General features: G+C 68.7%; 17 protein-coding genes. 14 read left to right on the top strand and 3 right to left on the bottom strand.

The features are described from left to right. Positions 1-143: 143 nt before the first annotated feature. Positions 144-929, top strand: a complete 786-nt coding sequence (gene cheD / locus ACFWP0_RS25335) for a chemoreceptor glutamine deamidase CheD (protein WP_377846847.1) — start codon at positions 144-146, stop codon at positions 927-929. Positions 930-942: 13 nt separating this feature from the next. Here the strand turns inward: cheD and ACFWP0_RS25330 are convergent, their stop codons facing one another. Continuing rightward, positions 943-1,899, bottom strand: a complete 957-nt coding sequence (locus ACFWP0_RS25330; RefSeq protein WP_377846845.1) for a GlxA family transcriptional regulator — start codon at positions 1,897-1,899, stop codon at positions 943-945. A gap of 227 nt (positions 1,900-2,126) precedes the next feature. On the opposite strand from ACFWP0_RS25330, the gene ACFWP0_RS25325 reads away from it, so the two are divergent. The 4 genes from ACFWP0_RS25325 (at position 2,127) to ACFWP0_RS25310 (ending at position 5,401) form a co-directional block, all read left to right on the top strand. Continuing rightward, the gene (locus ACFWP0_RS25325) at positions 2,127-2,813 is read left to right on the top strand and encodes a M24 family metallopeptidase (RefSeq protein WP_377846843.1); all 687 of its coding nucleotides are present in this window, start codon (positions 2,127-2,129) and stop codon (positions 2,811-2,813) included. Positions 2,814-2,855: 42 nt separating this feature from the next. Further along, positions 2,856-3,386, top strand: coding sequence for an RNA 2',3'-cyclic phosphodiesterase (thpR, locus tag ACFWP0_RS25320; protein ID WP_377846841.1), 531 nt, complete (start codon positions 2,856-2,858; stop codon positions 3,384-3,386). Positions 3,387-3,431: 45 nt separating this feature from the next. Next, a complete protein-coding gene (locus tag ACFWP0_RS25315; protein ID WP_377846839.1) occupies positions 3,432-3,992 on the top strand; it encodes a 5'-3'-deoxyribonucleotidase in 561 nt (186 codons plus the stop codon). A 71-nt stretch (positions 3,993-4,063) separates the two neighbouring features. Continuing rightward, entirely contained in the window at positions 4,064-5,401 is a 1,338-nt protein-coding gene (locus tag ACFWP0_RS25310) for an NAD(P)H-dependent oxidoreductase (RefSeq protein ID WP_377846837.1), read from the top strand. Positions 5,402-5,425: 24 nt separating this feature from the next. Here the strand turns inward: ACFWP0_RS25310 and ACFWP0_RS25305 are convergent, their stop codons facing one another. Both ACFWP0_RS25305 and ACFWP0_RS25300 read right to left on the bottom strand, forming a co-directional pair. Then, positions 5,426-6,172 (bottom strand): FadR/GntR family transcriptional regulator, encoded by a 747-nt coding sequence (locus tag ACFWP0_RS25305; RefSeq protein WP_377846835.1) that lies wholly within the window; start codon positions 6,170-6,172, stop codon positions 5,426-5,428. Between the two features lie 137 nt (positions 6,173-6,309). Continuing rightward, positions 6,310-7,047 (bottom strand): SDR family NAD(P)-dependent oxidoreductase, encoded by a 738-nt coding sequence (locus ACFWP0_RS25300; RefSeq protein WP_377846833.1) that lies wholly within the window; start codon positions 7,045-7,047, stop codon positions 6,310-6,312. Positions 7,048-7,460: 413 nt separating this feature from the next. On the opposite strand from ACFWP0_RS25300, the gene ACFWP0_RS25295 reads away from it, so the two are divergent. The 9 genes from ACFWP0_RS25295 (at position 7,461) to ACFWP0_RS25255 (ending at position 17,338) form a co-directional block, all read left to right on the top strand. Next, positions 7,461-8,696, top strand: coding sequence for a branched-chain amino acid ABC transporter substrate-binding protein (locus ACFWP0_RS25295; RefSeq protein ID WP_377846831.1), 1,236 nt, complete (start codon positions 7,461-7,463; stop codon positions 8,694-8,696). Positions 8,697-8,849: 153 nt separating this feature from the next. Continuing rightward, entirely contained in the window at positions 8,850-9,791 is a 942-nt protein-coding gene (locus tag ACFWP0_RS25290) for a branched-chain amino acid ABC transporter permease (RefSeq protein WP_377846829.1), read from the top strand. Beyond that, positions 9,788-11,068: a branched-chain amino acid ABC transporter permease gene (locus ACFWP0_RS25285; protein ID WP_377846827.1), complete on the top strand. Its 1,281-nt coding sequence runs from the start codon at positions 9,788-9,790 to the stop codon at positions 11,066-11,068. The genes ACFWP0_RS25290 and ACFWP0_RS25285 overlap by 4 nt, the downstream gene beginning before the upstream one ends. Further along, complete coding sequence (locus ACFWP0_RS25280; protein ID WP_377846825.1) at positions 11,065-11,817, top strand: ABC transporter ATP-binding protein; 753 nt, start codon at positions 11,065-11,067, stop codon at positions 11,815-11,817. The genes ACFWP0_RS25285 and ACFWP0_RS25280 overlap by 4 nt, the downstream gene beginning before the upstream one ends. Then, positions 11,814-12,533, top strand: coding sequence for an ABC transporter ATP-binding protein (locus ACFWP0_RS25275; protein ID WP_377846823.1), 720 nt, complete (start codon positions 11,814-11,816; stop codon positions 12,531-12,533). Before ACFWP0_RS25280 ends, ACFWP0_RS25275 begins: the two co-directional genes overlap by 4 nt. Before the next feature lie 35 nt (positions 12,534-12,568). Then, positions 12,569-13,357 (top strand): SDR family NAD(P)-dependent oxidoreductase, encoded by a 789-nt coding sequence (locus ACFWP0_RS25270; RefSeq protein ID WP_377846821.1) that lies wholly within the window; start codon positions 12,569-12,571, stop codon positions 13,355-13,357. A 36-nt stretch (positions 13,358-13,393) separates the two neighbouring features. Then, positions 13,394-15,577, top strand: coding sequence for a thiamine pyrophosphate-dependent enzyme (locus ACFWP0_RS25265; protein ID WP_377846819.1), 2,184 nt, complete (start codon positions 13,394-13,396; stop codon positions 15,575-15,577). Further along, entirely contained in the window at positions 15,574-16,062 is a 489-nt protein-coding gene (locus ACFWP0_RS25260) for a VOC family protein (protein WP_377846817.1), read from the top strand. Before ACFWP0_RS25265 ends, ACFWP0_RS25260 begins: the two co-directional genes overlap by 4 nt. Before the next feature lie 10 nt (positions 16,063-16,072). Beyond that, entirely contained in the window at positions 16,073-17,338 is a 1,266-nt protein-coding gene (locus ACFWP0_RS25255) for a pyruvate dehydrogenase complex dihydrolipoamide acetyltransferase (RefSeq protein ID WP_377846816.1), read from the top strand. Positions 17,339-17,345 lie beyond the last annotated feature (7 nt).

Below are 17,345 nucleotides of genomic sequence, written 5' to 3'. Positions count from 1 at the left end.
CGCATTTACACAGTATTTCCCCCATTGACTGCCGGGATATGCAAGAATAAAGCGACATTTTTGTACATGTTTTGAAACAAATGCTGCTTTACCCTGTATCTTCTTAGTGTCTCAATCGCCGTTCTTGCCCAAATTTCAGTCCAATGGTCGCTCGTCTTGAAGCCCGTGCAACGCGTCATTATTTCGACAGCGCGTTCCAATGTCAGGCGGTGAAAGTACTTCCCAACGAGTACTACGTCACCAACGAAAACCTGATGATCTCGACCGTGCTCGGGTCGTGCGTCGCCGCCTGCATCCACGACCCCATCACGGGCGTGGGCGGCATGAATCACTTCATGCTCCCCGAAGGCGACATGCAGTCGCCCGCTTCGGCCACCATGCGCTATGGCGCCTTCGCCATGGAAGTGCTGATCAACGAACTGCTCAAGGCGGGCGCCTCGCGCGACCGCCTGGAAGCCAAGGTTTTCGGCGGCGGCGCGGTGCTGGCCGCCATGCAGCAGATGAACATCGGCGAGCGCAACGGCGAATTCGTCCTGAACTACCTCAAGACCGAAGGCATCCCCGTCAAGGCGCAAGACCTGGGCGACGTGCATGCGCGCCGCATCAATTATTTTCCGCGCGACGGCCGCGTGATGGTGCGCAAGATGGCGCCGCACCACCAGCGCGCGGAAGAGCTCATCGCCAGGCGCGAACAGGCCGCGGCGCAAACCGTGGCGGCCAAGACGGCCACCCCGCCGCGGGTCGAGCGGTTCGCGCGGCCCGGCGTGGAGCGTTTCGACCGTCCGGGCGTCGAACGCCTGGATCGCCCCGGGGTGGAACGTTTGAGCCGTCCTGGCGTGGAACGCTTCGACCGTCCGGCCCGGCCGGGCGTCGAGCGTTTCGACACCGGGCTGGCCCGCCGCCCCAAGCCGGAAACCGCGGGCAGCTGATTCCGCCGCCGCGTCAGAATCCGAAGCTGGCGCGGTAATGGCTGGGCGACACGCCCAGCCTGCGGGTGAATACCTCGCGCAGGTGGCGCGCATCCCGAAAGCCGCATTCATAGGCCACGGTCTTCAAGGGCGCGGCGTCGCGCTCCAGGCGCGCCCGCGCCGCATCCACGCGCGCGCTCTCCACGAACTCCGCCGGCGTCACGCCCGCATCGCGCAGGAACACCCGGGAGAAGTTGCGCCGGCTCATCCTGGCCACGGCGGCCAGCTCGGCCAGGCCCAGATCGCCGCCCAGATGGCCCATCACGTATTGCTGCACCTGCGCCACGGCCGAGGTCTCCTCGACGAAGGGCGTCAGGAACGGACTGAACTGGGACTGCCCGCCCGCGCGCTGCGTGAACACCACCAGGCGTTTAGCCACGTTCAGCGCCACCTCCGGCCCGTGGTCCTGCGCCAGCAGGTATAGCGACAGGTCGATCCCCGCCGTCACGCCCGCCGAGGTGTGCAGGCGGCCGTCCTGGATATAAAGCCTGTCCGCCTCGACCCGCAGCGCCGGATAGCGCGCCGCCAGCGCGGGCGCGTCGTTCCAGTGGGTGGTGACAACGGCGTCCCGCAGCACGCCGGCGCGCGCCAGCAGGAAGGTGCCGTTGCAGATCGACCCGTAGCGCGGCGCCCTGGCGCAGGCGGCGCGCAGCCAGGCCAGCGTTTCTTCGGGCTCGCTTTGCCCCGGCAAGGCGGGGCCGCCGGCCACCAGCAGCAGGTCGGGCGTGTCCGCCACGTCCGCATAGTGGCGGTGCGGCGCGATCACCATGCCGTTGGAACAAGGCACCGCGCCGCGCGTCAGGCCGATGGTTTCCAGGCGGTATTGCTGCGCCGGCAGCAAGAAGCGGTTGGATTCGGCGAACACGTCCAGCGGCCCGCTGACATCCAGGGCCTGCACTCCGGGGAACACGACGATGGCGACGGTTTTCATGGCAACTACCTTAGCCGACCGCCAGGGCATCTGCGCGCGCGCGAGCGGACCTGGCCGCAAATCGTTCCATCGCGGCCCCAAACCGCCCCTTGCCGCCGGCCTGGCCGCCGGACGCGCCAGGCTGGCCCGATTCCGTCCCCTGGAGCGCTCGCCTGCCCGGCTCCCCGCGCCCAGACTGTTCCCGTCCGGCCCGGCATGCCGCCGCGGCCCTTCCCAGGAATTCCGCCATGACGATGACACCCTCCCCCGCCAGCGAACGCGTCGGCCCCGCTTTTTCCGTGGACGGCATGCTGCTGGCGCGCAACAAGACGCGAGAGGCCATCGCCGACATCGCCGCCCGCATCCGGCCCGGCATGGTCGAAGAGGACGCGGTCAGGCTCGCCAAGCAAACGCTGATCGACGCAGGCATGGCGCTCAGCTGGCATCCCACCCGCGTGCGCTTCGGCGCCAACACACTGAAGTCCATGCGCCAGCGCTCCGCCCCCGGCGTGGTGCTGGGCGAAGAGGACATTTTCTTCCTGGACATCGCGCCCCGGCTGGACGCCTGGGAGGGCGATGGCGGCCAGTCATACACGGTGGGCGGCCACGCCGACCAGGCCCGCTGCGCGCGCGACGCCGAAGCCCTGTTTCACGACGTGCGCCGCGTGTGGCTGCGCGAGCGGGCGAGCGGGCAGGAACTGTATGCCTACGCCGACCGCCTGGCGCGCGCGCTGGGCTGGGAGCTGAACTTCGACCTGCCGGGGCACCGGGTATCGGACTTCCCGCACGCGGCGATCCACACGGGATCGCTGGCCGACCTGGAGATTCCGCCTTCGGAAATGCGATGGATCCTCGAAATCCACCTGCGCGATCCGCAAGGGCGCTTCGGCGCGTTCTTCGAAGACATGCTGCTGGGCGATGCGCACTACGCCTGACGCTGCCGCCCGCCGCTAGCCGCGCACCCCTACAATCAGCGGATGTCCACCGTCCGCCTCTTCTTCGCCCTGTGGCCGTCTCCCCAACTGGCGGCATCGCTTGCCGGCTGGGCGGAACAGGCCCGCCTGATGTCCGGCGGGCGGGCCATGCGCACCGAGACGCTGCACCTGACCCTGGCGTTCCTGGGGCCGGTGGACACCGCCCTGGCGGACGAACTGGCCGCCGCCACGCCCGAACACCGGCTAGCGCCCGGCGAGGTGCCGATGGAGCGCTATGGCGTGTTCAGCCGCCAGCGCATCCTCTGGGCCGGCCCCGCGGACATCCCCGCCGGCCTGCAGGCCGCGCATGACGAACTATGGCGATGGCTGGCGGGCTACGGGCTGGCCGCGCCGCCCCAGCCGTTTCGCCCGCACGTCACGCTGCTGCGCAACATCGTCCACCCCCATCCGCCCGAGGAAACGCCCGCGCCGCTGGCGTGGCGCTATGACCGCATGGTGCTGGCGGCCTCCGAATCGCTGACGGGCGGCAGCCGCTACCGCATCGTGGCGCAGTCCCGGCCGCGTGATTCCTGACCCCGCTCTGGCACAATCGGACGGTTGCAACCACCTGGGTTCACCATGATCATCCTGCTGGATCAAGACGGCGTGCTGGCCGACTTCGAGCATGCCTTCATCGACGCCTGGCGCGCGCGCCATCCCGACATCGCGCCGGTCGCCTTCGAGGATCGCAAGTCCTTCTACATCCGCGAGGATTACGCCCCCGAACTACGCGGAATGGCCGAGGCCATCTACACGGCGCCGGGCTTCATCCGCAACCTGCCGCCCGTGCCGGGCGCGCTCGACGCCGTAAAGGAATTGCTGGCGCTGGGCATGGACGTGCGCATCTGCTCGTCGCCGCTGTCGCAGTTCGAGAACTGCGTGGCCGAGAAGTATCTGTGGGTGGAAAGGCACCTGGGACGCGAGGCCACCAACCGGCTGATCCTGACCAAGGACAAGACGCTGGTGCAGGGCCACCTGCTGATCGACGACAAGCCCCTGATCGAGGGCGCCGCGCGGCCCCGCTGGAAGCACATCCTGTTCGACGCGCCCTACAACCGCGCCGTCGCGGACCGCCCCCGGATCACCTGGCAAAACTGGCGCAACGTGCTTGCCGGCGAGCTGTATACGGCAGATGCCTGAGTCCTGTTCAGCGGTCATGTTTTAGGACTATCCTGTGGTGCTGTACCCCCCACCCCGGAGGAGCCTGCACCATGAATCTGCACCGTCTGCTCAAGCAGCGAGAAGCCGACCACAAGCCCTTGCGTGTTGCATTGTTGGGCGCCGGAAAGTTCGGCGCGATGTTCATGAGCCAGGCCCCGCGCACCCCGGGAATGCGCCTGATCGCGGTGGCGGACCTGGTGCCCGACCGCGCCCGCGCCGCGCTCACCCGGGTAGGCTGGCCGGCCAGCGCGCTCAACGCCAGCAGCACCAATGACGCGCTGAAAAACGGCAAGGTCTTTTTCAGCGACGATCCCCACGCCATCATCGCCAGCCCCGACGTCGATATCGTCATCGACGCCACCGGCCAGGCCGCGGCCGGCATCAGCCACGTGCTGGCCTGCTGCGAATACGGCAAGCACATCATCATGGTCAACGTCGAAGCCGACGCGCTGGCCGGCCCGCTGCTGGCGCGCCGCGCGCGCGAGGCTGGCATTGTCTATTCGCTGGCCTACGGCGACCAGCCCGCGCTGATCTGCGAAATGGTCGACTGGGCGCGCGCCAGCGGCTTTGAAGTCATGGCCGCCGGCAAGGGCACCAAGTACCTGCCGGAATTCCACACGTCCACGCCCGACACCGTCTGGCCCTATTACGGCTTCACCGCCGAAATGGTGGCGGCGGGCGACTTCAACGCGCAGATGTTCAACAGCTTCCTGGACGGCACCAAGAGCGCCATCGAGATGGCGGCGGTGTCCAACGCCACGGGCCTGTTGCCCTCGCCGTCCGGCCTGCACTTTCCGCCCTGCGGGGTGGACGACCTGGCCCGCGTGCTGCGCCCGCGCGACGAGGGCGGCATCCTGCATCATCGCGGGCAGGTGGAAGTGATCTCCTCGCTGGAGCGCGACGGCCGGCCGGTGTTCCGGGACCTGCGCTGGGGCGTCTACGTGACGCTCGCGGCCGACAGCGACTATGTGCGCCGCTGCTTCCAGGAATACGGCCTGGTCACGGACCCTTCCGGCAACTTCACCGCCATGTACAAGCCCTATCACCTGATCGGGCTGGAGCTCGGCATCAGCGTGGCCAGCGTGGGCCTGCGCCGCGAACCCACGGGCGCGCCGGCCGGCTGGCACGGCGACGTGGTCGCCACCGCCAAGCGCGACCTGCAGGCTGGCCAGATCCTGGACGGCGAAGGCGGCTACACGGTCTACGGCCGCCTGATGCCCGCGCCCGACTCGGTCGAGGAAGGCTACCTGCCGCTGGGGCTGTCGCACCAGGTCAAGCTGAAGAACCCGGTGCGCCAGTCGCAAGCGATCCGCTGGCGCGACGTGGAATACGACGACCGTTCCACGGCGGTGCAGTTCCGCCGCGAAATGGAGCAGACCTTCGCGTAAAACCCGCGCGGCCCCGGCGCCCGCCTAGCGCGGCGCCGGACGCTCCGCCTGGAACAAGCGCAGCCGGTCGGCCGCGTTGCGCAGATGCTGCTCGGCCGCGCGGCCGGCGGCGTCCGGGTCGCCTGCTTCGATCGCCGCGAAGATGGCCTGGTGCTCGCTTTGCACCGCCGCCATGCGCTCGGCGTACATGCGCGCCGTGTTGTTGCGCGCGCTGCGGATGACGCGGCGCACATTGGCTTCCAGGTAGTCGTTCAGCGCCACCAGGTGCGGGTTGTGCGTGGCCTGCACGATGGCCTGGTGGAACTGGTAGTCCTCTTCGTCGCCCAGCTTGTCGTTGATTAGCGCGTACTCCATGCCCACCAGCGCCTGGCGCATCTTCTTCAGGTCGGGATCGGTGCGCCGCTGCGCCGCGTAGCGCGCGGCGGTGACCTCGATGGACAGCATCAATTCCAGGATGTGTTCCAGGTCCTGGGTGTCGCCCGGCGTGGGCGCGGCAATGCGGAACGCGTGCTTGTGGAAGTTCGGGTCGACGAACACGCCGCTGCCTTGCTGCGACGTGACCAGGCCTTCGGACTTCAGGCGGGCCAGCGCCTCGCGCACGACGGCGCGGCTGACCGAGTGCTTTTCGGTCAGCTGCTTTTCGGTCGGCAGGCGGTCGCCGGGGGCCAGCACGCCTTGGCGGATCTGGTCCGCCAGCGCATCCGCCACCGCCGCGGACAGCGAACTCTTGGGCGCGGCGCGCGGCGGATCTTGTTCTTGACTGGGCTGCATGTGGAATCGTTGAAACGTGTGGGCGGCGCGCGGCGCGCACTGCCGTGTTTATAGGAATGTCTCGACGTCTTGCTGCGGCGGCGCCCTTGAAAATTATGGGATTTTTGCCGGTTTTCCCGAGGCGCCGCCGCTGCACTTTACGCGATATGGATGCCGCCGTTGACCTGCATGACCTCGCCCGTCACGAAGCCCGCCAGCGGAGAGCACAGGAAGGCGATGGTCCCGGCGATTTCCTCGGGCGTGCCAAAGCGGCGCAGCGGCGTGCTTTCCAGCAATTGCGCGCCCTTCTGGCCGATCAGGTCGTGGGTCATGGACGTGGCGATGATGCCGGGCGCCACCGCATTCACGCGGATCTGCGGCGCCAGCTCCAGCGCCAGGCTGCGGGTGAAGCTCAGCACCGCGCCCTTGGACGCGGAATAGGCGGCGTGCGCATAGCTGCCGCGCTGCGCGGCCAGGGACGTCAGCAGCACGATGGAGCCGTCGTGGCGCAGATGGCGCTGGGCGGCGCGGCACACGTAGAACGTGCCGTCCAGGTTCACGCGCATCAGCGTGCGCCAGGCCTCGTCGCTGGTGTCCTTGACCAGTTGTTCCGGGTAGATGCCGGCGCAATGGACCAGATGGTCCAGCCCGCCGAAATGCCGGGCCGCCGCCTCGAACACCCGTTCGCAGTCGTGCGATATCGACACGTCCAGCGCATGGGTGTAGACCCGCTGCCCGCTGGGGTCCAGCTCGGCCGCCACCTCCGCCAGACGGGCGTTGTCGATGTCCGTCAGCACCAGCCTTGCGCCGTGCGCGGCCATCAGGCGCGCCGTCGCCAACCCGATCCCGTTGCCTGCGCCCGTGACGGCGGCAACCTGTCCTTCAAACGAAATCATCCTGTCTCCTGAAGCGCTGTTTTGAGCGGGCCCGCGCAACGTCGCGGCAGCCGCGGCAATTCCGATTGAACTCCTGAATCCACCGCTTGACACGAGAAAAACGCTTGCCCTATGATTTATCGGACAACTTAATAAAGTTGCCTGACAACTTATCCGCAAAGCGTAAATCAACCCGCGCTTTCAGGCAAGCGAGTCAGAAAAACACGGCGCCACGCCGCATAACAGGCAGGGGACAACCAGGTGAACTTCACCGGCAGCATGACCGCATCCGCGCCATCGGCACGCCCGATCGCGCCATCCCCTCGTCCCCGCCCCACGCAGACAGCCCGCCCGCCGGGCATGGACGCGTCGCGGCTCGCGCGCTTGCTTGATCAACGGCATCACCACACTCCCGTCCCACGGAGGAGACACGCATGAAATTGGCTTTCACCACCGGCCTGCTGTGCCTGGCCGGCATCGCCGCATCGGCGCAGGCCGCGCCCGTCAAGATCGGCCTGATCGAAACGCTGTCGGGCCCCCAGGCCTCGACCGGCCTGATGTTCCGCGCCGCCGTCAAATATGAGCTGGACCGCATCAACGCGGCCGGCGGCTGGAACGGCCAGCCGCTGGAACTCGTCGAGTTCGACAACCAGGGCGGCCCCGTCGGCGCGTCCGACCGCTTCCGCGCCGCGGCCGCCGAAGGCGTGCAGGTGCTGGTGCAGGGCTCGTCGTCCGCCATCTCGGGCCAGTTGACCGAAGACGTGCGCAAGCACAACCTGCGCAATCCGGGCAAGGAAGTCGTGTTCCTGAACGTGGGCGGCGAGGCGCTGGAGCTGACCGGCCAGAAGTGCCACTTCTACCACTTCCGCTTCACCACCAACGCCGACCTGCGCGTGAAGTCGCTGGCTTCCGTGATGTCAGCCGACGGCACGCTGGGCAAGCGCGTGTACGCCATCAACCAGAACTACTCCTGGGGCCAGGACATGGAAGGCGCCACCGAACGCTTCGCCAAGCAGTACGGCTACGAAGTGGTGGGCAAGACGCTGCACGAGGTCAACAAGATTCAGGACTTCGCGCCCTATGTGGCGCGCATCCGTTCGGCTACGCCGGACACGGTGATCACCGGCAACTGGTCCAACGACCTGCTGCTGCTCATGAAGGCCACGCAGGCGGCCGGCCTGAAAGTGCGCTTCGCCACGGTGTTCCTGGACCAGGTGGGCAACCTGGCCAACGCCGGCGACGTCGCGCTGGGCCATTACATCGCCCATCCCTACAGCATCGAAGCCGCCGGCGACGAAGGCGCGAAGTTCGCCGAGGACTACAAGTCCAAGACCGGCCACTACCCCAGCTACACCGAGCCGCAGACGGTCATCGGCGTGCGCTTCCTGGGCGAGGCCTTGAAGCAGGTCAAGCCGCAGGACGGCAAGCTGTCCGTGCCCGAGCTGGCCCGCGCGCTGGAGAAGGTCACCTACACCTCGGCGCTGGGCAGCTACACGATGCGCGCCGAAGACCACCAGGTGCAGTTGCCGATGGTGGTGTCCAAGGTAAGCAAGAACGCCAAGTACAAGGCCGACGGCACCGACATGGGCTTCGAGCCCGTGAAGGTGCTGGCCGCGGCGGACGTGTCCGCGCCGGTGCAGGCCACCTGCAAGATGCAGCGTCCGAACTGATGGGGGGCATGACGGGTTGCGCGCGGCGGGCAAGCGCGCGGCCCGCCATCACCCGCACATAACAAGCGCACTTCCGGCGCGGGCCGGAAAAAACAGCGTGCGCAATCGCTCGCGGGACGCCCGGCGTCCTAGCGCAAGATCTTTGGAGCGGACATGGAATACTTTACCGTCTCGCTGTTGAACGGCGTGATCTACGGCCTGCTGCTATTCATGGTGTCGGCAGGCCTGACACTGATTTTCGGGATGATGGGCGTGCTGAACTTTGCGCACGCCTCGTTCTACATGATAGGCGCGTATGCCGCCTACACCCTGACGCCCGTCACGGGCTTCTGGACGGCGCTGGCGCTGGCCACGGTCATCTCCGGCGTGCTGGGCATGGGCATCGAGCGCTTTTTCCTGCGCCGAGTCCACAAGTTTGGCCACGCGCAGGAACTGCTGGTGACCTTCGGCCTGGCGTTCATCGTTGCCGAGCTGATCAAGCTGTTCTATGGCGACTTCCCGGTCGACTACCGCGTGCCGCAGTTCCTGAATTTCGCGGCGTTCCGCGTGTTCGACGCGGACTACCCCTTCTACCGGCTGCTGATGGGCGGCGTGTCGCTGGCCATGTTCGCCGTGATCTACCTGCTGCTGGCGCGCACCCGCGTGGGCATCGTGGTGCGCTCGGCCATCTATCGTCCGCGCATGGCCGAGGCCCTGGGGCACAACGTGCCGCTGGTCTTCATGAGCGTGTTCGGCGTGGGCGCGGCGATGGCGGGGCTGGCCGGCGCGGTCGCGGGCGCCTTCTACACCACCAATCCGAACATGGCGCTGGAGCTTGGCGTGCTGGTGTTCGTGGTGGTCGTGGTGGGCGGCCTGGGCTCGCTGGAAGGCGCGATGATCGCGTCGCTCTTGATCGGCCTGATCAGTTCGTTTTCGGTGGGCATCGACGCCAGCCTTGCTACGCTTTTCGGCCTGTTCCGCGCGGGCGAATGGGCTGAAAGCGTGGGCGGCCTGATGACCGTGAAGGTTTCCAGCCTGGCGGCCACCCTGCCCTTCCTGCTGATGCTGGTGGTGCTGCTGGTCAAGCCCTCGGGCCTGAAGGGAGAGCAGGCATGAGCCAGACCCTGACGACTACCCGCCGCGCCACCGCCGCGCTGCTGCTGGTCCTGTGCGTGGCCGCGCTGTGCGCGCTGCCCTGGCTGCTGCCCCCGGGCCAGCTGGTGGCGGCCGTGCAGATGCTGATCGCCGCGCTGTTCGCCTGCGCCTTCAACCTGCTGGCTGGCCAGGGCGGCATGCTGTCCTTCGGCCATGCCGCCTACTTCGGCGTGGGCACCTTCGCCACCATCCATGCCATGAATGCGCTGGGCGGCGCGGGCCTGTTGCCCACGCCGCTGATGCCGCTTGCGGGCGGCGTGGCCGGGCTGCTGTTCGGGCTGGTCGCCGGCTGGTTCGCCACCATGCGTTCCGGCGTGTACTTCTCGATGATCACGCTGGCGCTGGCCGAGCTGCTGCATGCGCTGGCGCCGCACCTGAAAGGGGTGTTCGGCGGCGAGGCGGGCGTGTCCGCCATGCGCATGCCGGCCTGGGGCTTCACCTTCGGCTCCGACATCGAGGTGTACTTCCTGGTGCTGGCCTGGGTGCTGATCTCGCTGGCGGCGCTGTACGGCCTGACCCGCACGCCGCTGGGCCGGCTGACGCTGGGCCTGCGCGAAAACGCCAACCGCCTGCGCTACCTGGGCTACCGCCCGCATGCGCTCAAGACCATGGTGTTCGCGCTGTCGGCGATGTTCGCGGGTATTGCGGGCGGGCTGCAGGCCTTGAACATCGAGGCCGGCAACTACGTGCTGTTCGAGGTCAAGCTGTCCACCGACGCGGTGCTGTTCGCCTACATCGGCGGCGTCAACGCCTTCCTGGGCCCGGTGCTGGGCGCTTCCATCCTGACCTTCCTGTCGCAGACGCTGGCCGATATCACCCGGTCCTGGCTGCTGTACCAGGGCATCCTGTTCGTGCTGGTGATGCTGTTCGTGCCGGACGGTCTGGTGGGCCTGGTGCAGCGCGCGGCCAAGTCGTTGCGCGAACGCGGCCTGGCCAACTGGCTGCCGCGCGCGGCGGTGTCGGTGGCGGGCGGCCTGCTGCTGACCGGCGCCACCGTCTTCACGGTGGAGCTGCTGCAGCGCATGTTCGCCCGCGACTACCGCGCCCTGCTGGCCATGAACCCCGAGGCCGGCTGGCCCGCCATTGCGCTGTTCGGCCAGGACTGGGCGCCGCTGGCCGCCTCGACCTGGCTGCTGCCGCTGGCACTGTACGCCGCGGGCCTTCTGGCCTGCCGCTGGGCGCTGGCCCTGTGGCGCGATGCCGACGATGCCGCCCCCGTGCTGGAGCCCGTGAAATGAGCCACGACATCCTGACCCTGACCGACGTGCGCAAGTCCTTCGGCGACGCGCAGATCATCCGCGGCGTGAACCTGGCTATCGAGGCCGGAGAACGCCACGCCGTCATCGGCCCCAACGGCGCGGGCAAATCCACCCTGTTCCACCTGATGTCGGGCTCGTTCGCGCCCACGTCCGGCGACATCAACCTGCGCTCGCGCTCCATCGGCGGCCTGGCCCCCGAAACCATCAACCGGCTGGGGCTGGCGCGTTCGTTCCAGATCACCAATGTGTTCCCGCGCCTGTCCGTGCGCGAGAACCTGCGGCTGGCGGCGCTGCGCATGCACGGGCTGGTCTACAACTTCTGGCGCCCGATCGCGCGCAACCGCGCCGTGAACGAAGACGTGGACCGCCTGCTGGAAAAGGTGCGGCTGACGGCCAAGCAGGACACGGCCGCGGGCGACCTGAACTACTCCGAACAGCGCTCGCTGGAGATCGGCATGACGCTTGCGTCGCGCCCCAAGGTCATCCTGCTGGACGAGCCCATGGCCGGCATGTCCCAGCACGAGGTCGACTACACCGTCGAACTGATCAAGGACGTGACCCGCGACTGCACCCTGCTGATCGTCGAGCACGACATGCAGGTGGTGTTCTCGCTGGCGGACCGCATCAGCGTGCTGGTCTATGGCGAGATCCTGGCCACGGGCACGCCCGCCGCCATCCGCGGCGACGCCCGCGTGCGCGAAGCCTACCTGGGAGAGGAAACGGTATGACGACGCAATCCCCCCTGTTGTCGCTGCAGGGCGTGCACGCCCATTACGGCAAGAGCCACATCCTGCACGGCATCGACCTGTCCATCGGGCGCGGCGAAGTGGTCAGCCTGCTGGGCCGCAACGGCGCGGGCCGCTCCACCACCATGAAGAGCATCATGGGCCTGGTGGACGTGACCGGCGGGCGCATCGCCATCGAAGGCCGCGACATCACCAACAAGCGCCCCTTCGAGATCGCGCGCGCCGGACTGGGCTTCGTGCCCGAGGAGCGCGAGGTCTTCGCCAACCTGACGGTGGACGAAAACCTGCGCATGGGCGAACAGCCCCGACGCGACGACGCGCCCTACTGGACCGTGGCACAGATGTTCGACTACTTCCCCCGCCTGAAAGAGCGCAGCAACACCCGGGCCGGCAACCTGTCGGGCGGCGAGCAGCAGATGCTGACCATGTGCCGCTCGCTGCTGGGCAACCCCAAGGTCATGCTGATCGACGAGCCCACCGAGGGCCTCGCGCCCAAGATCGTGGAAGTGATCGCCGACGTGATCCGCGACATCCACAAGCGCGGCGTGTCCGTCGTGCTGGTCGAGCAGAAGCTGACGATCGCGCTCAAGGTGTCCACCCGCGTCAGCGTGATGGGCCATGGCCGCATCGTGTTCGAAGGACCGCCCGCGCAGCTGCATGAGCGCCAGGACGTCGTCCAGGAATGGCTGGCGGTCTGACGCCGGCCGCGCAATCACCTCTACAGGCACACATCTTGGACAACACTACAGAAGTCATCCACGGCGAGCTGCGCGGCCAGTCGGTCGTGATCACCGGCGGCGCCAAGGGCATCGGCTATGCCACTGCCCAGGCCTTCGCGCGCCAGGGCGCGCGCGTCGCGCTGCTGGACATGGACGCCGCCGCGCTGGACGCGGCCGTCGCCGGCCTTGCGGCCGAGGGCGGCGAGGCGCTGGCCGTCCAGGCGTCGGTCACCGACGCCGACGCGGTCGAACGCGCCTTCGCCCAGGTCGAGCAGGCCTGGGGCCGCGTCGACGTGCTGGTCAACAACGCCGGCATCTCGGCCAACAAGCCCACGCTGGAAGTCACCGTGGACGAATGGCGCCGCGCCGTGGACATCAACCTGACCGGCGTCTTCCTGTGCGCGCAGGCCGCCGGCCGCCGCATGGTGCCGGCCGGCGCGGGCTGCATCGTCAACCTCGCGTCCATGTACGGCGTGGTGGCCGCGCCCGACCGCGCCGCCTACTGCGCCACCAAGGGCGCGGTGGTGCTGCTGACCGAGACGCTGGCCGTGGAATGGGGCCCGATGGGCGTGCGCGTCAATGCGCTGGCGCCCGGCTATGTCGAAACCGACCTGGTGCGCGACCTTGCCGCGCGCGGCAGGCTGGACCCCGAACGCCTGAAGCAACGCACCCCCCTGCGCCGCATGGCGCAGCCGGCCGAGATGGCCGGCCTGGCGGTCTTCCTGGCTTCGCGCCAGGCCGCCTACATCACCGGACACACCCTGGTGGCGGACGGCGGCTGGAGCCGCTACAGCTACCTCTAACGCACTGACGCATACCCACATTCTGGAGATTCACTCATGGCCACCTATCAACCGCTTGAGCCCCAGGCGCCCTGGCGGCAACTGACGGTCGAGGCCTCGGACTGGCAGCAGGCGGACCCCGCCCTGCTCGACACGATGCTGACCCAGCTGCATTGGATCCGCGCCTTCGAGGAGGCCGTGCTGGACCTGGCCGCCGAAGGCCTGGTGCACGGCCCCGCGCACTCGTCGGTGGGCCAGGAAGGCGGCGCCGTCGGCTCGGTGCTGGCCCTGGGCGCCGGCGACCAGATCAACGGCTCGCACCGCGGCCACCACCAGTTCCTGGCCAAGGCGCTGCAGCACGTGGCGCCGCTGGGCCTGGACCCGCGCAGCCCGCTCACGCCCGCCATCGACGAGGTCCTGCAAAAAACGCTGGCCGAGATCATGGGCCTGGCGCAGGGCTATTGCCGCGGCCGCGGGGGCAGCATGCACCTGCGCTGGCTGGAAGCGGGCGCGCTGGGCACCAACGCCATCGTCGGCGGCGGCGTGCCGCTGGCCGCCGGCGCGGGCTGGGCGCACAAGCACGCCGGCACCGACCGGGTGGCCGTGACCTACTTCGGCGACGGCGCGGTGAACATCGGCTCCGTGCTGGAAACGATGAACCTCACCGCCGCGTGGAAGACGCCGCTGTGCTTCTTCATCGAGAACAACCGCTACGCCGTGTCCACGACCGTGGAAGAGTCCACCGCCGAACCGCGCCTGTCGGCGCGCGGCCTGGCTTTCAACGTCCCGTCGTGGAAGGTCGACGGCATGGATCCGCTGGCCGTGCACCTGGCCATGTCCGAAGCCGTGGCGCACATGCGCGCCGGCCGCGGCCCGACGATCGTCGAGGTGGACGTGTACCGGTTCTTCCACCAGAACGGCCCCTTCCCCGGCAGCGCCTTCGGCTACCGCACGAAGGACGAGGAAGCGCAATGGCGGCTGCGCGATCCGCTGGACAAGATTGCGTCGGAGATGATAGTCCGCAAGCTGATCACCCAGGCCGAGGTGGACGCGCTGCGCCAGCGCTGCAAGGACGTGATGAAGGACGTCTCCAGCCGCCTGACCGAAGCCGCCGACGGCGGCAAGCGCCGCGTGCGCGCCGATCTGTGGCCCAGCCCCGACTTCCGCGACGTGGGGCTGCGCAGCGACGGTTCGGAGCTGGCCGGCCTGCGCTACCAGGACGCCGCCGATCATGCGGGCGCCAAGGTGGAACGCAAGTTCGTCGACGCCGTGGCCGACGTGCTGGACCGCCGCATGGAAACGGACGCCGGCGTGGTCGTGCTGGGCGAGGACGTGCACCGCCTGAAGGGCGGCACCAACGGCGCCACCCGCGGCCTGAAGGACAAGTACCCCGACCGCGTGCTGGGCACCCCGATCTCCGAGAACGCCTTTGCCGGCCTGGGCGGCGGGCTGGCCATGGACGGCCGCTACAAACCCGTCGTGGAATTCATGTACCCCGACTTCATGTGGGTCGCTGCCGACCAGATCTTCAACCAGATCGGCAAGGCGCGCCACATGTTCGGCGGCGACATCGACGTGCCCTTCGTGTTGCGAACCAAGGTCGCGATGGGCACGGGCTATGGCTCGCAGCATTCCATGGACCCGGCCGGCATCTTCGCCACCGCGCCCGGCTGGCGCATCGTCGCCCCGTCCACGCCCTACGAATACATCGGCCTGATGAACACGGCGCTGGCTTCCAAGGACCCGGTGCTGGTCATCGAGCACGTGGACCTGTACGCCTCGTCGGGCGTAGTGCCCGACGGCGACCTGGACTACGCCATTCCGTTCGGCCGGGCGCGCGTGCGCCGCGAGGGCGGCAAGGTCACCATCCTGACCTATCTGTCCATGGTCAGCCGCGCGCTGGCGGCCGCTGAAAGCGCGGGCGTGGACGCGGAGGTGATCGACCTGCGCACCCTGGACCGCGCAAGCCTGGACTGGGACACCATCGGGGCCAGCATCCAGAAGACCAACAACGTGCTGATCGTGGAGCAAGGCGCGCGCGGCACGTCCTACGGCGCCATGCTGGCCGACGAGATCCAGCGCCGCTACTTCGACTGGCTGGACCAGCCGGTCAAGCGCGTCACCGGCGGCGAGGCCTCGCCCAGCATCTCCAAGGTGCTGGAGCGCGCCGCGTTTGCCGATACCGGCGAAGTGGCGGCGGGCCTGGCCGACGTGCTGGCCGACCTGGGAGAACAGGCATGAGCGCCCTGCACATGACCGTGCCGATGGAAGTCGGCATCTGCTGCGCGGACCTGGATGCGCTGCTGGCCTTCTACACCGATGTCGTCGGCCTGAGACTCGTGAACCGCGTGACCGTGCCCGCCGACAAGGCCCGCGCCACGGGCCTCACGCCGCACGGCTATGACGTGGCGCGCCTGCAGACGCCTTACGGCGAGCGCATCAAGCTGCTGCAGCCCACCGCCGCTCCCCAAGCCGCCGTGCGCGGCGCGGCCATCCTGGACCGCCAGGGCGCCGCCTACCTGACCTTCATCGTGCGCGATCTGGCCGGCGTGGTGCGCAGTCTGGAGGCCAAGGGCGTCGCCTTCGACAGCGTGCCCGCGCCCATGGAAGTGCGGCCCGGCACCTGGCTGGCCTTCTTCCGGGACCCGGAAGGCAATGTGCTGGAACTGGTCGAGTACGACGATCCCGCCGCCTACCGGCCGGACCTGGCCGGCGCCGCTGAATAGGAAGAACATCGTGGCACACCTTATCAAGCTCCCCTCCGTTGCCGCCGACACCTCGGGCGGCGTCCTGCACCAGTGGCTCAAGAAGGAAGGCGACCGCGTCGCCGTGGGCGATGCGCTGGCGGAAATCGAAACCGAGAAGGCCATCGTCGAGATCAACGCCGAGCACGCGGGCGTGCTGGGCCGGATCGTGGTCCAGGCCGGCGCCGCCTCGGTGCCCATCAATACCGTGATCGGCGTGCTGCTGGCCGATGGCGAGGACGCGTCCGCGATTGATCGCGCGCTGGCGCAGGCCGGCGCTGCGGCAGCCGGCGCCGCGGCAGCCGGCGCCGCGCCGGAAACGGCGCCCGCTCAAACCTCGGCGGCGGCGCCCGCGGCAGCAACAGCTTCGGCTTCCCCCGCCGCCAAGACCACCGCCCCCCTCCCCGGCGGCCGCCTCTTCGCCAGCCCGCTGGCCCGCCGCCTGGCCGCGCAATGGCATGTGGACCTGCTGGGTGTCGCCGGCACCGGCCCGCACGGCCGCATCGTGCGCCGCGACGTGGAAGCGGCGCGGGACCGCGCGCCGGCCACGGCCGCCGCGCCGCTCGCCGGCCGTCCCGCCGCCCGCCGCGTGCCGCATACCGGCATGCGCCGCGCCATCGCCCGCCGCCTGACCGAAAGCAAGCAGAATGTGCCGCACTTCTACCTGACCGTGGACTGCAGGATGGACGCGCTGCTGGCCCTGCGCTCGCAGGCCAATCATGGCGGCGCGGTAAAGCTCTCGGTCAACGACTTCATCGTGCGCGCAGCCGCACTGGCCCTGCGCGAAGTGCCCGAGGTGAACGCCAGCTGGCACGAAGACGACATCGAGTACCACGCGGGCGCCGACATCTCGGTGGCGGTGGCGACCGACGGCGGCCTGGTCACGCCCATCGTGCGCGACGCCGACGTGAAGCCGCTGTCCGCCATCGCGGGCGAAATCGTCGAGCTGGCCGCGCGCGCCAAGATCAACCGCTTGAAGCCCGAAGAGTTCAACGGCGGCTCGCTCACGGTGAGCAACCTGGGCATGTACGGCATCAGCCAGTTCGCCGCCATCATCAACCCGCCGCAGGCCGCCATTCTGGCCGTGGGCGCGGCCGAGCGCCGGCCCGTCGTGGACGAGAACGGCGACCTCATCGCCGCCACCGTCATGACGGCGACGCTGTCCGCCGACCACCGCGTGGTGGACGGCGCGGTCGGCGCGCGCTGGCTGGCCGCGTTCCGGACGCTGGTCGAAAACCCCGTGCGCATCCTGCTGTGAGCCCGAC

Origin of the sequence: Achromobacter sp. NPDC058515 (assembly GCF_042721735.1) — a bacterium.
Classification (GTDB): Bacteria; Pseudomonadota; Gammaproteobacteria; order Burkholderiales; family Burkholderiaceae_B; genus Achromobacter.
Note: the sequence above shows the minus strand (reverse complement) of the source record. Positions and strands in the feature narration are given on the sequence as shown.

What these genes read in the sequence shown, in the direction of transcription:
- ACFWP0_RS25305 (WP_377846835.1), bottom strand. Translation starts at nt 6,172, where the DNA reads ATGCAGCCCAGTCAAGAACAAGATCCGCCGCGCGCCGCGCCCAAGAGT.
- ACFWP0_RS25275 (WP_377846823.1), top strand. Translation starts at nt 11,814, where the DNA reads ATGACGACGCAATCCCCCCTGTTGTCGCTGCAGGGCGTGCACGCCCAT.
- ACFWP0_RS25265 (WP_377846819.1), top strand. Translation starts at nt 13,394, where the DNA reads ATGGCCACCTATCAACCGCTTGAGCCCCAGGCGCCCTGGCGGCAACTG.
- ACFWP0_RS25300 (WP_377846833.1), bottom strand. Translation starts at nt 7,047, where the DNA reads ATGATTTCGTTTGAAGGACAGGTTGCCGCCGTCACGGGCGCAGGCAAC.
- ACFWP0_RS25260 (WP_377846817.1), top strand. Translation starts at nt 15,574, where the DNA reads ATGAGCGCCCTGCACATGACCGTGCCGATGGAAGTCGGCATCTGCTGC.
- ACFWP0_RS25290 (WP_377846829.1), top strand. Translation starts at nt 8,850, where the DNA reads ATGGAATACTTTACCGTCTCGCTGTTGAACGGCGTGATCTACGGCCTG.
- ACFWP0_RS25330 (WP_377846845.1), bottom strand. Translation starts at nt 1,899, where the DNA reads ATGAAAACCGTCGCCATCGTCGTGTTCCCCGGAGTGCAGGCCCTGGAT.
- ACFWP0_RS25310 (WP_377846837.1), top strand. Translation starts at nt 4,064, where the DNA reads ATGAATCTGCACCGTCTGCTCAAGCAGCGAGAAGCCGACCACAAGCCC.
- ACFWP0_RS25315 (WP_377846839.1), top strand. Translation starts at nt 3,432, where the DNA reads ATGATCATCCTGCTGGATCAAGACGGCGTGCTGGCCGACTTCGAGCAT.
- ACFWP0_RS25325 (WP_377846843.1), top strand. Translation starts at nt 2,127, where the DNA reads ATGACGATGACACCCTCCCCCGCCAGCGAACGCGTCGGCCCCGCTTTT.
- cheD (WP_377846847.1), top strand. Translation starts at nt 144, where the DNA reads ATGGTCGCTCGTCTTGAAGCCCGTGCAACGCGTCATTATTTCGACAGC.
- ACFWP0_RS25285 (WP_377846827.1), top strand. Translation starts at nt 9,788, where the DNA reads ATGAGCCAGACCCTGACGACTACCCGCCGCGCCACCGCCGCGCTGCTG.
- ACFWP0_RS25280 (WP_377846825.1), top strand. Translation starts at nt 11,065, where the DNA reads ATGAGCCACGACATCCTGACCCTGACCGACGTGCGCAAGTCCTTCGGC.
- thpR (WP_377846841.1), top strand. Translation starts at nt 2,856, where the DNA reads ATGTCCACCGTCCGCCTCTTCTTCGCCCTGTGGCCGTCTCCCCAACTG.
- ACFWP0_RS25295 (WP_377846831.1), top strand. Translation starts at nt 7,461, where the DNA reads ATGAAATTGGCTTTCACCACCGGCCTGCTGTGCCTGGCCGGCATCGCC.